This window comes from Saccharothrix sp. CCNWYY140 (genome assembly GCF_037401995.1).
In the GTDB taxonomy this organism is placed as follows: Bacteria; Actinomycetota; Actinomycetes; order Mycobacteriales; family Pseudonocardiaceae; genus Actinosynnema.
Genome location: NZ_JBBEGC010000001.1, coordinates 157,416 through 171,599, shown reverse-complemented (window position 1 = coordinate 171,599; position 14,184 = coordinate 157,416). Strand labels below are relative to the sequence as shown.

Below are 14,184 nucleotides of genomic sequence, written 5' to 3'. Positions count from 1 at the left end.
CCGGATCCCCGGTGAGGCGATCACCGCCTACGTGGAGGCGTGCACGCTGCCCGCCCAGTCCGAGGCGGAGGTGGCCTGATGACCGCCCTATTGAGCAGCCCGGGCCGGGCCGCTTCGCCCGCCGAGACGCAGCGGGTCCGCGCTTGCCTGGGCGAGGGCGATTGTCGGTGAGCGTCGATCGTTGCCCTCACTTGCTATGGTTTCACGGGACCTGGCCGATGTGTTGATGAGCCGCTATCCGAACGAAGAGGTGGCCCGAGAATACTTGGCGCATCTTCGAGATATTCGCCGCTCTGCTTAACATTGACGGTGGCGGGTGTTTGCGGCCATGTTTCGCCGTCATGAGCTGTTTCAGCCTCAATGTTGCAGCAGTCGTCCGGTAGGCTCGGCTGGTCAAGTCAGCTGATGGTGTTCACGAAGTATCCGATGACGCCGCCAAGCGCCAGGGAAATCAAGTTAGATATGATCGTAATCTTAAGATCGTCACCCTTGCGCCGCCAAAACCCCGGAGCATCGGCGCGTGTCTGGGTGCGTATTACCGAAACGCCGGGCTGAACGACCGCCGCGACAACTAGGAGGGTCGCGGCGGCGATAAACACGAGCAAGCTGAGTGCGCCGTTCGAGAACGTCAGCACGATCGTATGGCCGGTGTCGGTGAGGGCGTTCTCGATGCGGTGGTAAAGGTCCGCGCCGAATGTTATGAGAAGGCCGAGCAAGAAGAAGGTCAAAACCTCGCCAAACTTCGACCAGATTACGTTCTGTCGATGTTTCTTGACGACCCTTGCTACCTCGGTCAACATCGCGCGCTCACTCGCCGTCGCGTCGCTAATGTTCATAAACGACTGCTTTTCCGACAGTGTGAGCGTAAGTCGGCCCGATGGGGTGCTTACTTGTAGCCGTTCAATCTTGGGTGGCTCCTTATCGAGAACTTCGTCAAGGTCGTCGCCTTCGTGGTCGGTAGTCTTGATGGTAAGTGGCTCGGTTACTGCCACCTTGATGGTTTGGATTATTTCGGCGATGTCGTCCCGCCAGAGGCTTAGTGTGCCGAATTCTTCGGAATCGATTTTTGGGTTGAGCCATTTTACTGACATGACAACCCCTCATTTAGGTCCGACGCAGTCTTCTTCGGTGTAACGGTGGATCGACACGCCGGGGCAAGCCGTTACCGACTGTCACTCGATGGGGTGGCCGGGCCTCCAGTGGTGGAGTAGAGGTGGCGGTTGGGGTGGCGAGGTGTTGCGGCAGGCGGAGCGGTGTGGACCATCTGTGGACCGCAAACTGAGCAAGGGTGGGGAAGAGGGAGGCGATGGGGTGCGTCAGCAATCTCGGGAGACGTCGTTTTGGCAGGTAGGTGGGTCTTCGGACGTCCTGGGGGTCAAGGGGTCGCAGGTTCAAATCCTGTCGTCCCGACGGTCTGAAGGAGCCCGCTGGCTCTGGGTATATGCCCAGGTCAGCGGGCTTTTTCGTGCACTCGTGTCGATCTTGAGGCGACTGTCCACACTGGTCAGTACTGATTGGTAACCCGGTGTTTGGGAGGATTCTGGGAGGATCGGGTCGCGCAGGGTGAAATGGGGTCGCGTTGGCTAAAGCGAATCGTGTCCCCCGTACGGGTGTTCTTGCTACCCGTCATCGGCGTGTGCGGCGGCGTCATCCAGGTCGTCCTGGCCGGTGATCTCATGGATTGCGCACGCCTGCATCTGCTGCGCTGGGCGTGTTTGGTGGTGACAACGTGGGCAGACGTCGCGCAGCGGGCGCCTGGGGCTATGTCCGGTCATGGGGACCGGGCCGTGTGGTTGGTGGGCAGGGTCCGCTGGGGCTTGCGCTGCACCAGCCCGGCGATGGTCGCGGCCATCTCCTCGCCGTCCGGCTCGACCTCTCGAGCTGGTCCAGGTCCAGGTACAGCCGCGTCGGCGGGGTCGGCGAGCTTGTCCACTGCCGCGCGGACCCCGGCGCGCAGGGTCTTCTGGTTCGCGCGCTTCTCCGCCCCGAGCACCGGGGCGGGCCGCCGCCGAGGTCGCGGCTAGCCAGCTTCGCCTTCGCCGCGCAGCTTGACCTTCAGCGCCTTCAGCGCGCGCTTGCCCGGGTCGCCGAGCTGGTCGGCACCGCAGGGGTCCGCGTCATCGCGGTCGACCTCGTCCTTGTCGACGTCCTCGGTCTCCGACGCATCGCCTGGGTCGGCGTCGACGTCGTCCTGGTCGATCTCATCGCCAGCACCGGCGTTGTTGTCGGCGGGGCGGATGTCCTGGTCGGACTTGGGCATGACTATTCCTCCCACCCTGCTCGACGCCGGAGTCGACCTCCGCGACGTCCAGATCGCCGCACGCTACGCCGACCCACGCTCCACCATGCGCTACGACCGCGCCCCCAAAAACCTCGACCGCCACCCCAACTACATCCTCGCCGCCTGCATGGCCAGCGCTACCTGAACCATCGCGCGGTCATGCCGATGATGAGCTGGCGTTGGTCACTGCTGCTGTCCAGGTCCGGTACGACCGAGCAGACGTGCTAGAGCCTGTCCTCAAAGCGGGCGGCGGGGGTCTGGTTTGATCTTGGGTCGTGGTGCGCAGGCATGAGTTGACCGATGAGCAGTGGCAGGTGATCGAGCCGTTGTGGCCCGCTTCGGGTGGGGGGTCGCCCTCAGGTGGACGACTGTCGGGTGGTCAACGGGATGCTGTTCAGGGCCAAGACCGGTGTGGCGTGACGTGACCTGCCGGGAACGTTATGTTCCGTGGAACACGGTCTACAACCGGTTCTGGCGTTGGTCGCGCAACGGCACCCTCACGGCGCTGGTGTCACGAGTCTGCGTGATCGCCGAGACGATCGACGAACTTGGTGTTCCTGCCGACCTGCTTGAGCTGGTTGAACCGAACCGAGGCCGAGTTCACCGCCCTGCGCTACTTTCGCCTCAACAGCATCGACCACCGCACCCACGCCGAGCAGAACGCCGCGATCGGGGCCTACATCCGCTGGCGCAACGCCTGAGCCGACCCAAGACCGGCTTCGCCGCCGAGTCACCAATCCGCGCGTTCGCCGATTACCCGGCCAAGGTTGCGTGATGCAGCACTAGGATCGCGGGGTGAGCGAGACGATAGACGATGACACTATCCGGGGCGACTCAACCAATCGGGTTTCCCAGGAGGCCGTGGCCTCGGGCTCAGCAGTCGTGGTACAAGCAGGTCGCGACGTCAAGATCAGTGTCTATCAAGCTAACCCATATCGCTTGAAATTTCCGGCACATACCAGACCTCGCAGACTGTACCGCCAAGCTAACGAGCGACTTGGTCGAACTCAAAGGGCTGGCACGTGGCTTCAAAGGGTCTTACCCATTGCAGTCATTATCATATTTGGAACAGCGCTCACTTCGGATCGGCCGTCACGGTCAAACGAAAGCCATCCGAATATCGAGTCGGAGTCGAGTCGCGGCAACGAGTCGTCGAAGGCTAATCCCGCAAGCGTTCCACCTGTCGGAGTCATCAACCCTACGCCACTGAATCCACACTCGAACATGGTTGCTGAACGACTTACGGCGAAGTTCAAAGATGCGGATCTGATCCCGAACGGCCTGACATTAGAGAAAGGTAATGACCTGTATATTCAAGAACCGTTCGAATTCATCGTGATCGGCGGCCGGTTCAGTGCAATGGCGAAAGTTCGCGACAGCTTCGGCGCTACCCTGGTTCACATTGAAATTTACTGGAGCGAACGTCGGGCCACAGACGGCGAATGTCCGCCGCCGCCAAATGGGGATACGTCGTGCGCCATCGAAGCGCTTAACGATGAGCTGTGGGTAACGGACTTCGGCTCCTGGAACCATGAAATCGAATTTGTTCAGCAAACTATAGCCATCACCCAACCCCGAGGAGTCCAGGCGGTCGTCCGTCAGGTCAACGCCGATCGTGGGATTCTTCGTAAGGATTTGTTATTGAGTCCAGGCCACATGGTCGGAATTGCCAAGTGGGGAATCGACTCGCTCGTATGAGGAAGCTATGTCGCGCCAACCAAACAAGATCAGATCGAGGGGTACGGGATCTGCGCCACGTTTGCGCTGGTCACGACGTCGAGAGCGCCCCGGTCGAGTTCGATCTTCTTTAATTGCGGCCATGTGCGCTTGAACTATTCCCTGTCGCTGCTTCGAGTGTCGGCTCAAAGTGATCGACCGTCTTCAAGTATAGCCATTTTCGTGGGTGCCGCTCAGGGTGGTGGTCTCGAAGAAGTCGCAGGCCGGCAGGGCGTCGGCCTGCGAGTGAGGAAGGCCGACCACGTCGTCGTGGTGAGTTCGGGTGCCGGGTCGTTGCCGGCGTCCTGGAGGATCTGCCAGACGGTGGAGGCGGCGACTGTGATGCCGAGGACGAGGAGTTCGCCGTGGATGCGGCGGTACCCCCAGGTGGGGTTCTCGCGTGCCAGGCGCAGCACCAGGAGCCGGATCGAGCGGATGGTTCGTGGTCGGCCGGGCCGCTTGGGACGGGATCTGACCGCGTGACGGCGTGCGAGGAAGTCCTGATGCCACCGCAGCACCTTCTCCGGACGCACCAGCAGTCGGACCTGACGAAGGGTGTCGACGGGAAGTCGGTGCAGCAGTGCCGCGAGGAACGCTCGATCGCCGGGAGAGCCGCGGACGGGCGTTATCCAGTTGACGTTCCAGGATCGTGATCTGGTGCCGCAGCGCCAGGGCCTCCACGTCCTTGTCCCGATCGCTCCTGGGCAGCAGGCGCAGCAGCGCGAAGGCATTGGTCACGCCCAGGTAGGCCAGTCGGAGCAGCACAGCCGTTCATCATGCCGTGCTTGGCGATGGCACGGCGGATGGCAGCCGTGCCGATGAGCGTTTTGAGGTCTTGGTCTCCGTACAACCTCTACCTGCGCGGATGAGATTATCGGCAGGCACAGGGATCTTCACGACTTTGATGCCTTCGCGGGAGAGGACCGCAGAACGAAGTGGTGAACTGACCGTCCCGGTCGCGGATGAGGAACCGGAAGTCGTCTGCCCGGTCACCCAGGTCCATGAGCAGGTTGCCGGCCTGTTGGGTCGTCCAGGGGCCATCGGGGTTGGTGGTGGCACCGAGGATGTGGACGTAGCGGGTGGCGACCTCCATCACGAAGAACACGTGAACCCGCTTGAGGGTGACCGCGCAGTCGACGTGCAAGAAGTCGCAGGCCAGCAGGCTAGCGGCCTGCGCGCGGAGGGACCGTCGCCATGACATGTCGGTGTCGCGCCGGGGTGCGGGTGGTATTCGCAGGCGCTTGAGCACGCGGCGAACCGTTGAAGCGGCCACCCGGTGGCCGAGCTTGAGCAGCTCCCCCTGGATCCTGCGGTAGTCCCACGCGGCGTTCTCCCAGTACCAGCAGTTCGACGTCCTTGGCCGTGGAGGACCGGCTGAGGAGAACCAGCCAGTCGCCGAGTCGGACGAAGATCAGGTATAGCAGTCGTAACGCCACATCTCACGATCGTGCCCTGGAGGTCCTGCGTGCGCGATCGTCGCAGCTCAGCATCCCAGTGCAGAGTTCTGGCACCCCACAGGTCAAGTCACTCAACTTCCCGGGCCACTACGTCCGCCACGCGAACTCCATCGGGCCGCATCGACGAGCAACCGTTTGAGCCTTACCAGGACTCGCAGTGGCGACTGCGGCCCGGTCTGTCCGACCCGAACGCGGTGTCGTTCGAGTCGGTCAACCGGCCGGGGTACTTCCTGCGGCACCAGGGTTTCGAGGCCAAGCTCATGCAGAACGACGGGACGTCCGGCTTCGCCGCAGACGCCACGTTCACCCGGGTCGCGGGCCGCGCCGACGCGAACTTCTGCGTCGTTTTCTGACGCCAGGGGACAGGCAGCTGTTCCGCTCACGTCCGCGCCGTCGTCCGGCGGCGGCGCTGACGGGTCCGTGCCCACCTGGCCTCGAGCCAGCGCTGTTAGCGCTATCAGCGTCGGCCGAGCGGGCTACCGACGAGAGCGGGCGAATGATGACGGATCGCGTGGTGAGTGCCGGGCAATGAGCCAGCTCGATGGTCTTGACGTCCGGTTGGAGTTCGTGAAAAGTGATGGCTCAATCCGGACGGCCGAGCGGCAGCCGGTTCGGCTGGAGAATGTTAGCGCTAACATTCGCTGGCCGAACCGAGGTGCCCGCTCGCCGGTTGGTCGAGGCGCGGCCCGCGTTCCTTCGCGATGAACAAGGGAGTTCATGGTGCCTGTGCTCCACAGTGTTCGCCGACTGCGCCGAGGGCTGGTCGCCTCCACAGCCGTGGCGGCGCTCGCCTTAAGCAGCCTCGTCACCTTCAGTGGCGCCTCGCAGGCCGCGACACAAGGGCCGTGCGACATCTACGCGGCAGGCGGCACGCCGTGCGTCGCCGCGCACAGCACCACCCGCGCCCTGTACGCGGCCTACAGCGGCCCGCTGTACCAGGTCAGGCGTGCCTCCGACAACGCGACCAGGGACATCGGCGTCCTGAGCACCGGCGGACACGCCAACGCCGCCGCGCAGGATTCCTTCTGCGCCAACACGAGTTGCGTCATCACCGTCATCTACGACGAGTCCGGCAAGGGCAACCACCTCACGCAGGCGCCCCCCGGCTACTGGCCGGGCCCGGCGCCGGGCGGGTACGACAACCTGGCCAACGCCTTCGAGGCGCCGGTCACGGTCGGCGGCCACAAGGCGTACGGCGTCTACGTGGCTCCCGGCACCGGTTACCGGAACAACCGCACGTCGGGCATCGCGACCGGCGACCAGCCGGAGGGCATCTACGCCGTCGTCGACGGCGCCCACTACAACGCGGGGTGCTGCTTCGACTACGGCAACGCGCAGACCGACGGCTTGGCCGACGAGCGCGGCATCATGGAGACCGTCTACTTCGGAGCCAACCGGGGCTGGGGTTACGGTGACGGCCCCGGTCCCTGGGTGATGGCCGACCTGGAGTGGGGCCTGTTCTCCGGCGTGAACCCGCGCTACAACAAGAACCCGAGCATCAACCACCGCTTCGTGACCGCCATCGTCAAGGGCGAGCCGAACCACTGGGCGATCCGGAGCGGGAATGCGCAGTCGGGTGGCTTGACGACCGTGTTCGACGGGCCGCGCCCCGCCGGCTACCACCCGATGAAGAAGGAGGGGGCGATCGTGCTGGGCATCGGCGGCGACAACAGCACGGTCGGCGCCGGCACGTTCTACGAGGGCGTCATGACCTCGGGCTACCCGTCGAACGCCACAGAGGAGGCCGTGCAGGCCAACATCACCGCGGCCGGCTACAGCGGCGCCTCGACCGGCACCGGAACCCTCACCCCCGGCTCCCGGGTCTCCCTGCGGGCCACCACCGCGTGCTGCACGTCCCACTACTTGCGCCACAACGACACCGACAACAAGGTCGTCATCGCGCCAGTCACCTCCGCGAGCCCGGCCGGCGACAAGGCCAACGCCACCTGGATCGTCCGCGCCGGCCTGGCCAACACCTCCTGCCTGACCTTCGAGTCCGCCAACCAACCCGGCCGCTTCCTGCGCCACCAGTCCTTCGAACTCCGCCTGGACGCCGACAGCGGTGGGAGCAGTTTCGCGCAGGACGCCACCTTCTGCTCCACACCGGGCAAGAGCGGGGTCGGCAACTCCTTCCAATCCGTCAACTTCCCGACGAAGTACATCCGCCACTACAGGTTCGGGGTCTACGTGGCCGCCAACGGCGGCTCCAACGCCTGGGACGCCACGACGACGTGGGCCCAGGACACCAGCTGGCTCACCGCGTCTCCCTGGAGCTGATGTGGGACCGGCCTCAACACCCGGCCGACCTCCCGCCGCGCCTGACCAGCGCCGCTAGCCGCGCCAGAGGAGTTCGACCTCGCGGCGAGGGCCCAAGGCGTGGATGCGCGTGGTGCTGGCCGTGATGATCGGGAAGTCGGCGGCGGCCGACACCACGTGCGCGACGGCCGGCAGCTCCGGGTCGCGGGCCAGTTCGTCGGGGTGGTCGGCGAGGATGACAAGGTGCACATCGTGGATCCGGGCGGTTAAGCAGGTGAGTCGACGCGACGGGAGATTGCCTACGCGGAGTCGCTCGGCAAGCCGGTTCGACATCCGAGTCGCGAGCGCTTGGCTCGAACGGGAGACGGCGCGTCTGACGGCAACCCGCCGCCAGCGCCGTAACCGTCCCGGGTGCACCTCGGTGAACCCCACTTCCCTCGTCCTCGCTGGGGGTCCGCTGCACCCGCGTGGGGGCGGGGGCCTCGCTTGCGTCAGCCAATCCGGACGAACAGGTTGCCTGTCCTGGCCGTGACCTCTCCCGAGCTGTACGCGCCCACCGTCACCGTGAACCGGTCCTGGGTGGCCCCGCCGTTCCCCTCGTCGACGATCTTGCCGCGCACGACCGCCGGCTGACCGTTCAGCACACCAGCCGCCTGGTAGATCGCCGTGTTGCCGACCACCACGAGCCACTGCGGCTTGTCACTCGTGAACCGGCTCGTCCCCACGTCCATGCGGACGTAGCCGACCGGGGTCGTGTCCTGGTAGACGATCGACGTCGTCAGCCGCACCGTCGCGCCTGCCGTGTCAGTGCCGCGTTCGGTGCCGTACACCGCGCCGTCCGGGTTGAACAGCACCAGTTCGCCGGTCACGCCTGGGCCGGTGAAGTGGTCGCCGCTGACCGCGACCGCCAGAGACCACACATCAACCGGGGCGCCCAGCGGGACGACCGCGTTGCCGCCCGCGTCGAATGTCGTCGAGTAGGTCTGCGGTGCGGCCGTCAGGGTCGGGGTCAGGGTGATGCTCGCGCCCGCCTTGGTGAGGTCGGCGGGGTAGCCGTCCTGCTCGTCCAAGGCCTTGAGCACGAGCGTGCCCGAGGCGGGCTGGACCATCGGACTGGTCACGCTCACCGTGAGGTTCTCCGGCTCGACGGTGACCGACCCGAAGGTGCCGGTCGCCCCGTGCAGGCCGTCCTCGGCGACCGCGACCCGCACCTCGTAGCTCCCGGGCGCGACCGTGGCGAGCCACTGGGCGCCGGCGATGCCGTCAGCCCCGGTGGTCGCGGTGAAGACCTGGTCGGACACCGTGAACGTGACGGTCTTGCCGCTCAGCGGGGCACCGGTCGACCGATCCGTCACCACCGCGGAGAGCGTGGCCGGGTCGGAGTGGTCAACCGAGACGTCACCCACATAGGAGACGCCGGCCCGCCGCTTCACCACGTCGACCAGGAAGTCGTAGTCGGTGCGCACGGTGGCGTCGGAGACGCTCTGCCCCCGCACGAAGATGCGGTGCGGGTGGACGCCCGTGTTCTGCGGGACCGTGATCCGCAGGGTGACGGTGGCCCGCTGCCCCGCGGTGAGCGTCATTCGCTGCGTGGGGGCCGACCAGCCAGTCGGCAGGAGCGCGCTGAAGTCGAAGGTGTCGGTGGCCTCGCCGGTGTTCATCACCGCGACGGGCAGGTCGAACGAGTCGCCGAGGGCGACGCTGGGCCGGGGCGCGTTGCCGTTGGCGTCGGCCGGGTCGACCAGGATGCCCGGGCCCGCCACGTCGAAGTACACCTGCTGCCACTCCGAGTTCCCCGGGTCGTTGAAGAACGGGCGGCCGATGGCGCGGACCGCGACCTTCGCCGGGGTGTTGTCCGCCCACGGGTAGTCCATCTCGCGCTTCGGGGTCCTCGAGTCGGTCGGGTCCCACGCGTCGGTGTCGGTGCCGCCGGAACAGACCGCGGTGTCGGGGTCGGGACCGTCCTCGTCGGTGCGGCCGTCGCCGTCGCTGTCGCCGCCGCCGGGCGGGTCCTCGTTGGACTGCCCGTCGGTGTCGTTGTCCAGCTGGCCGTCGGGGCCGTCCTCGTCGGTGCGCCCATCGCTGTCGCTGTCGCCGCCGCCGGGCGGGTCCTCGTTGGCCATGCCGTCGACGTCCTCGTCGACGCAGCCCGGCGCGCGCGTGCCGTCCGGCCGCATCACCTCCACGCCGCGGATGTGCTCGAAGCCGCTGCGCACATTGCGCTCATCGATGCGCCAGATGACCACACCGGTGTCCGGCACGCTCTGGTTGTAGGTGTTCGCGCGCGGGGTCCGCGCCTCCACGAGGAAGTAGTCCTCGGTGCCGCGGCCCGGGTCGTAGAGCAGGTAGCTCTGGCGGATCCGGCTGTCGTTGGAGATGACGACGTACCCGTCCGAGGTGACGATCTGCGGCTTCTCGGTCCCGATGTGCATCTTGTGCCACGGGTTCGGCTCGAACCAGACCTCTCCGCTGGTGCAGGTCGGCCCGGCGATGTCCCAGGAGCCGACGCCGTAGCCGTAGTGGTCGAACAGGTCGTAGGTCTGGTGCGCCAGCTCGTGGGCGAAGGTGATCACGTTGGTCGCGGTGCCGCCGTCGCCGGTGCGGAACCCGATCGTCTTGCCGTCGAGCTTGTTGCCCGCCGCCACCTCGCGCGCCTGCCCGCAGTTGTCGGTCCCGGGACGGGAGGTGAAGACGGTGGCCACGGACAGCTCGGTGTCCTCGACGGTGCCGTCCTTGTCCCGGTCGTAGCGGGCGAAGTCGATGAACTGGTCGGCGAGGTCCACCATCTTGCGCCGCCGCTGCGCCGGGTCCAGCGCCAGCGCGTCGGCGGACTTGCCGAGGTCGACGGTGATGACGCCGTTGTCGGCGATGCCGGAGGACTCGACGACCGGCACCAGCACGGTGAAACCGTGGGTGAGGTAGTAGTCGGCGACCGTGCCGAACTCGAAGATCGAGAAGAACTTGTCCTCGATCACGGTCTCGGTCACGTTCGTCAGGTCGGTGAACGTGCCGTAGACGACGAGCAACGGGGTCAACCCCTCCGTCCTCGGCTTGAACAGCGGCGCGTGCGGCGTCGACGTGTGGCTGAAGTCGGGCAGGGGGAACGGATACGGCGAAGGCGCCGCCTGCGCGGGCGCCGCGACGGCCGTCGTCAACCCCACCGCCAACACCACCGCCGCCGTCGCCGCCCACAAACGACGTCCGTGCTCACGCATGGGAACCACCCGCTCACCGCCTGGGCACCCGGCAGCAGATCCACCGGTTGTGACGCCCATCTCAGTATTCGCGCCCATGACGAGCACCGTTACGCGGTCGCGGGAGGTTCAGCGACCTCGACACCACGTGCGAGCAGGATGTGCAGGCTCTTGTCGCGTTGCATCCGAACGGCGCTCAACGCGCGGGCGACATCGGCGGAGTGGTCGGCAGCGCGGAGAACTTCGTGATGATCGAGCTGGTTGATCAGTTTGTGAGTGCTGTTCGATGGTGGCGCGCCACGGCCCCCGCGATCAGCGTGGCGAGGCCGTGTTCCAAGGCGGTCGCCATGTCCAGCCGGAACTCGGCCACGACCGGGTCCGCTTCGTACGCGGCGAGCGCGCTGGCCGATGGCCGGGCGTGCGTCCACAGCCCGCCGGCCATGATCATGGCCAGCAAGCACACCGGCTTCGCGTCGTCCCCGACCTCCGGCACGTGCCGGCGGAGGAGTTCGACCATCGCGTCGAGACTCGCGAGCGCGGATCGCTTGTGGCGCACGACAACCTCGACGGACACGTTGTGCTCCAGCACTCCGGCCTGCGCACTGATGAGGTCGCACAGCACCGTGCGCCGGGCCAGCGAGCGGGCCACGACCGCGGCGAACCGGTCTCCTCGGTCCCGCGCGGGCCGGTCCGGATCCACGCCGGCGCCCAGTTCGTCCGCCACCTCGGCCAGCCAGCTCCGCAGGGCCGGCTCGAGCAGTTCGAGCAGCACCGCCTCGCGGGATTCGAAGTAGCGCAGCACGTTCGACTTGGCCAGCCCGACCCGGCGGCTGAGCTCGTTCAGGCTCACCTCGGCCACCGGCATCTCGCCGAGCATCGCCAGTGCCGTGTCGAGGATCGTGCGACGCCGCTCCTCTCGCTGCTCCGCGCTGCGCGCTCGCTGGAAGGTCATGTGCCCAGGGTAACGCTTCGCGCGGAGTTTAGAGACCGGCAGTCTCTTGACAACAGACCGCCGGTTCCTTACGGTCGGAGGCATAACAGACCGCCGGTCTGCAAGGCCGCCGAGCAAAGGAAGCGACATGGGCGAACACTGGACCGACCGCGACGTCCCCGGCCAGCGGGGCCGGGTGGCGGTGGTGACCGGTGCCAACACCGGCTTGGGGTTCGAGACCGCGAAGGTGCTGGCCGAGCGCGGCGCCACGGTGGTGCTGGCCGTCCGCGACGTCGAAAAGGGCAGGCAGGCAGCGGCCCGCTTCGGCGCGGGAGCCGACGTCACCGTGCAGCAGCTGGACCTCGCGTCGCTGGAGTCCGTCCGCGCCGCGGCGGCCGATCTGCACGCCACCCTGCCGAAGATCGACCTGCTGATCAACAACGCCGGCGTCATGTACCCGCCCCGGCAGACGACCCGCGACGGGTTCGAGTTGCAGTTCGGCACCAACCACCTCGGGCACTTCGCGTTCACCGGCCTGCTGCTGGACCTGCTGCTGCCGGTCGAGGGCTCCCGGGTGGTGACGGTCGCGAGCGTCGCCCACCGCATCCGCGCGGCGATCCACTTCGACGACCTACAGTGGGAGAACTCCTACGACCGCGTCGCGGCCTACGGGCAAGCCAAGCTCGCCAACCTGATGTTCGCCTACGAACTTCAGCGCCGCCTCGCCCCGCACGGCACCACCGCGTCCATCGCCGCCCACCCCGGCGTGGCCAGCACGGAGCTGGTGCGCAACTCTCCCGCCGTCGTCCGTGCACTCGCCCCCTTGATCAGCCACAACGCGGAGCGAGGCGCGCTCCCGATCCTGCGGGCCGCCACCGATCCGGGCGCTCTCGGCGGCCAGTACTACGGCCCCGACGGGCTGGGCGGGTACCGCGGTCACCCCGAAGTGGTCGTCTCCAGCCCGCTGTCCTACGACGTTGCCACCCAGCAGCGACTGTGGACCGTGTCGGAGGAACTCACCGGAGTGAAGTTCCCCGTCGGCTGAAGGCGACCGCACACTTCGGTGAACGTGTCATGTTGGCGGCACCATGCGGGACGCATGGGGCAATGCGGCATAGGCCACGGCCGGCCGGGTCGCCACCGCGACGACCTGGTCGATCCCCAAAGCGGTGCCGTCGATCACGAGACCGTTCGCCATCGCCGACCGGCTGCGCACCGAGATCGGATCGTCCGTCCAGACCACTGCGCTCTGAACTACCGACCGGTTGGTTTGTTCCCAGCCCGGCAAGAAGTGCGGCGCCTCTCCGACCTCCGCTGGAGAGGCGCCCGAACGGGTGAAACCTCAGGCCTCCACGACCGTCGCCAGCGACAGCGCCTGTTCGCGGGTCATCTCCATGCCGTGCACGTCCCGTGCGTGCTTCTGCGCGTCCGCCACCAACTCGTCCTCGGTCTCGCCGCGCACCACGTACCCGCACTCGCAATTGATGATCAGACTCATGACTGCCTCCTTCGCCCGCGAGTGGGACACTACGAAGGGCCGTTGGCGCGATGTTGGCGTCATGTTGGAGGCGGGCATGCGGGTCCACCTGCGACTGCTGGGTCTGATGACCATCCGGGCCGGAACGGTGCTGGTACGCGGCTCCGAGTTCCCCGGACGGCAGGGCAGGCTCGCGCTGGCGTACCTGGCGATCCAGCGGCGGCCGGTCACCCGGGACGAACTCGCCGGCGTGGTCTGGTGCGGCGCGCCGCCGGACGGCTGGGAGCGCAACCTCGCCGCACTGGTCTCGAAGCTGCGCGCCCTGCTCGTCCGCGTGGGACTGACCGATCCGGACGTCCTCGCCACCGGCCAGGGCGGCTACGAGCTCAGGCTCCCCCGGTGGGTGGAGGTCGACGTGCACGCGGCGGCCGGGCACCTCGAACACGCCGAGGTCGCGATGCGCGCCGGGCGTCCGGACGAGGCCCTGCCCGCCGCCGAGACCGCCGCCAACCTCGCGCGCCAGCCCCTGCTGCCCGGCGAGGAGGCGTTGTGGCTGGACCACGCGCGGGCCGTGCTGCGGCTGACCCTGGTGCACGCGCTGGAGATCTCGACCGACGTGCTGCACGCTCGTGGTGACCTGCACAACGCGCTGCGGCGCGCGGAGGAGGCGGTACTACTGGAGCCGTTCCGCGAGTCCGGGCACGTGCGGCTGATGCGCGTGCACCTCGATGCCGGCAACCGCGCGGAAGGTCTCCGCGCCTACGAGCGCTGCCGTCGCCTGCTGGCCGGTGAACTCGGCGTCGACCCGAGCGCCGAGACCCAGGCCGCCTACCACCTCCTGCTCGGCGGCTGAAGCCCGCGAACTCGTGGTG

At 67.0% G+C, this 14,184-nt stretch carries 17 protein-coding genes and 1 pseudogene; 8 read left to right on the top strand and 10 right to left on the bottom strand.

Features of this window, described 5'->3' with window-relative positions; genetic code table 11:
- Nucleotides 1-398: 398 nt before the first annotated feature.
- From WBN91_RS00760 to WBN91_RS00750, 3 genes are all read right to left on the bottom strand, one after another.
- Nucleotides 399-1,091, bottom strand: coding sequence for a hypothetical protein (locus WBN91_RS00760; protein ID WP_337721905.1), 693 nt, complete (start codon nucleotides 1,089-1,091; stop codon nucleotides 399-401).
- 680 nt (nucleotides 1,092-1,771) lie between these two features.
- The gene (locus WBN91_RS00755) at nucleotides 1,772-1,993 is read right to left on the bottom strand and encodes a hypothetical protein (RefSeq protein WP_337721904.1); all 222 of its coding nucleotides are present in this window, start codon (nucleotides 1,991-1,993) and stop codon (nucleotides 1,772-1,774) included.
- Nucleotides 1,994-2,020: 27 nt separating this feature from the next.
- Nucleotides 2,021-2,260, bottom strand: a complete 240-nt coding sequence (locus WBN91_RS00750; RefSeq protein WP_337721903.1) for a hypothetical protein — start codon at nucleotides 2,258-2,260, stop codon at nucleotides 2,021-2,023.
- Here WBN91_RS00750 and WBN91_RS00745 point away from each other — a divergent pair.
- The 4 genes and pseudogenes from WBN91_RS00745 to WBN91_RS00730 all read left to right on the top strand — a co-directional run bounded on the left by WBN91_RS00745 (nucleotide 2,259) and on the right by WBN91_RS00730 (nucleotide 3,979).
- Nucleotides 2,259-2,426 (top strand): hypothetical protein, encoded by a 168-nt coding sequence (locus tag WBN91_RS00745; RefSeq protein ID WP_337721902.1) that lies wholly within the window; start codon nucleotides 2,259-2,261, stop codon nucleotides 2,424-2,426. The genes WBN91_RS00750 and WBN91_RS00745 overlap by 2 nt on opposite strands.
- 130 nt (nucleotides 2,427-2,556) lie before the next feature.
- Nucleotides 2,557-2,801, top strand: a pseudogene (locus WBN91_RS00740) (transposase); the annotation flags it as partial.
- A 58-nt stretch (nucleotides 2,802-2,859) separates the two neighbouring features.
- On the top strand, nucleotides 2,860-2,982 hold the full coding sequence (locus WBN91_RS00735; protein WP_337721944.1) for a hypothetical protein: 123 nt from the start codon (nucleotides 2,860-2,862) through the stop codon (nucleotides 2,980-2,982).
- Between the two features lie 523 nt (nucleotides 2,983-3,505).
- Nucleotides 3,506-3,979 carry a hypothetical protein gene (locus WBN91_RS00730; protein ID WP_337721901.1) on the top strand — a complete coding sequence of 158 codons (474 nt, stop codon included), beginning with the start codon at nucleotides 3,506-3,508 and terminating at the stop codon, nucleotides 3,977-3,979.
- Between the two features lie 212 nt (nucleotides 3,980-4,191).
- Here the strand turns inward: WBN91_RS00730 and WBN91_RS39085 are convergent, their stop codons facing one another.
- Complete coding sequence (locus WBN91_RS39085; RefSeq protein WP_443217634.1) at nucleotides 4,192-4,728, bottom strand: helix-turn-helix domain-containing protein; 537 nt, start codon at nucleotides 4,726-4,728, stop codon at nucleotides 4,192-4,194.
- A gap of 140 nt (nucleotides 4,729-4,868) precedes the next feature.
- Entirely contained in the window at nucleotides 4,869-5,246 is a 378-nt protein-coding gene (locus WBN91_RS00720; RefSeq protein WP_337721899.1) for a hypothetical protein, read from the bottom strand.
- 198 nt (nucleotides 5,247-5,444) lie between these two features.
- Between WBN91_RS00720 and WBN91_RS00715 the strand changes: the two genes are divergently transcribed.
- Nucleotides 5,445-5,807: an AbfB domain-containing protein gene (locus WBN91_RS00715; RefSeq protein WP_337721898.1), complete on the top strand. Its 363-nt coding sequence runs from the start codon at nucleotides 5,445-5,447 to the stop codon at nucleotides 5,805-5,807.
- Nucleotides 5,808-6,171: 364 nt separating this feature from the next.
- Nucleotides 6,172-7,731, top strand: coding sequence for an alpha-L-arabinofuranosidase B (locus tag WBN91_RS00710; RefSeq protein ID WP_337721897.1), 1,560 nt, complete (start codon nucleotides 6,172-6,174; stop codon nucleotides 7,729-7,731).
- Between the two features lie 54 nt (nucleotides 7,732-7,785).
- On the opposite strand, the gene WBN91_RS00705 is transcribed toward WBN91_RS00710, so the two are convergent.
- From WBN91_RS00705 to WBN91_RS00695, 3 genes are all read right to left on the bottom strand, one after another.
- Nucleotides 7,786-7,959 carry a hypothetical protein gene (locus WBN91_RS00705; protein WP_337721896.1) on the bottom strand — a complete coding sequence of 58 codons (174 nt, stop codon included), beginning with the start codon at nucleotides 7,957-7,959 and terminating at the stop codon, nucleotides 7,786-7,788.
- A 242-nt stretch (nucleotides 7,960-8,201) separates the two neighbouring features.
- A complete protein-coding gene (locus tag WBN91_RS00700) occupies nucleotides 8,202-10,925 on the bottom strand; it encodes a COG1470 family protein (RefSeq protein ID WP_337721895.1) in 2,724 nt (907 codons plus the stop codon).
- A gap of 244 nt (nucleotides 10,926-11,169) precedes the next feature.
- Entirely contained in the window at nucleotides 11,170-11,856 is a 687-nt protein-coding gene (locus tag WBN91_RS00695) for a TetR/AcrR family transcriptional regulator (RefSeq protein ID WP_337721894.1), read from the bottom strand.
- A gap of 127 nt (nucleotides 11,857-11,983) precedes the next feature.
- Between WBN91_RS00695 and WBN91_RS00690 the strand changes: the two genes are divergently transcribed.
- Nucleotides 11,984-12,880 carry an SDR family NAD(P)-dependent oxidoreductase gene (locus WBN91_RS00690; RefSeq protein ID WP_337721893.1) on the top strand — a complete coding sequence of 299 codons (897 nt, stop codon included), beginning with the start codon at nucleotides 11,984-11,986 and terminating at the stop codon, nucleotides 12,878-12,880.
- Between the two features lie 27 nt (nucleotides 12,881-12,907).
- Here the strand turns inward: WBN91_RS00690 and WBN91_RS00685 are convergent, their stop codons facing one another.
- Together WBN91_RS00685 and WBN91_RS00680 are read right to left on the bottom strand one after the other, a co-directional pair.
- Nucleotides 12,908-13,078: a hypothetical protein gene (locus WBN91_RS00685; RefSeq protein ID WP_337721892.1), complete on the bottom strand. Its 171-nt coding sequence runs from the start codon at nucleotides 13,076-13,078 to the stop codon at nucleotides 12,908-12,910.
- 99 nt (nucleotides 13,079-13,177) lie between these two features.
- Complete coding sequence (locus WBN91_RS00680) at nucleotides 13,178-13,333, bottom strand: DUF1059 domain-containing protein (RefSeq protein ID WP_337721891.1); 156 nt, start codon at nucleotides 13,331-13,333, stop codon at nucleotides 13,178-13,180.
- Here WBN91_RS00680 and WBN91_RS00675 point away from each other — a divergent pair.
- A complete protein-coding gene (locus WBN91_RS00675) occupies nucleotides 13,332-14,165 on the top strand; it encodes an AfsR/SARP family transcriptional regulator (RefSeq protein ID WP_337721890.1) in 834 nt (277 codons plus the stop codon). The genes WBN91_RS00680 and WBN91_RS00675 overlap by 2 nt on opposite strands.
- Nucleotides 14,166-14,184: the final 19 nt, after the last annotated feature.

Coding starts and splice junctions, on each gene's coding strand:
- WBN91_RS39085 (WP_443217634.1), bottom strand. CDS start 4,728: ATGCCTTCGCGCTGCTGCGCCTGCTGCCCAGGAGCGATCGGGACAAGG.
- WBN91_RS00760 (WP_337721905.1), bottom strand. CDS start 1,091: ATGTCAGTAAAATGGCTCAACCCAAAAATCGATTCCGAAGAATTCGGC.
- WBN91_RS00750 (WP_337721903.1), bottom strand. CDS start 2,260: ATGCCCAAGTCCGACCAGGACATCCGCCCCGCCGACAACAACGCCGGT.
- WBN91_RS00730 (WP_337721901.1), top strand. CDS start 3,506: ATGGTTGCTGAACGACTTACGGCGAAGTTCAAAGATGCGGATCTGATC.
- WBN91_RS00675 (WP_337721890.1), top strand. CDS start 13,332: ATGACTGCCTCCTTCGCCCGCGAGTGGGACACTACGAAGGGCCGTTGG.
- WBN91_RS00680 (WP_337721891.1), bottom strand. CDS start 13,333: ATGAGTCTGATCATCAATTGCGAGTGCGGGTACGTGGTGCGCGGCGAG.
- WBN91_RS00745 (WP_337721902.1), top strand. CDS start 2,259: ATGACTATTCCTCCCACCCTGCTCGACGCCGGAGTCGACCTCCGCGAC.
- WBN91_RS00710 (WP_337721897.1), top strand. CDS start 6,172: ATGGTGCCTGTGCTCCACAGTGTTCGCCGACTGCGCCGAGGGCTGGTC.
- WBN91_RS00695 (WP_337721894.1), bottom strand. CDS start 11,856: ATGACCTTCCAGCGAGCGCGCAGCGCGGAGCAGCGAGAGGAGCGGCGT.
- WBN91_RS00700 (WP_337721895.1), bottom strand. CDS start 10,925: ATGCGTGAGCACGGACGTCGTTTGTGGGCGGCGACGGCGGCGGTGGTG.
- WBN91_RS00690 (WP_337721893.1), top strand. CDS start 11,984: ATGGGCGAACACTGGACCGACCGCGACGTCCCCGGCCAGCGGGGCCGG.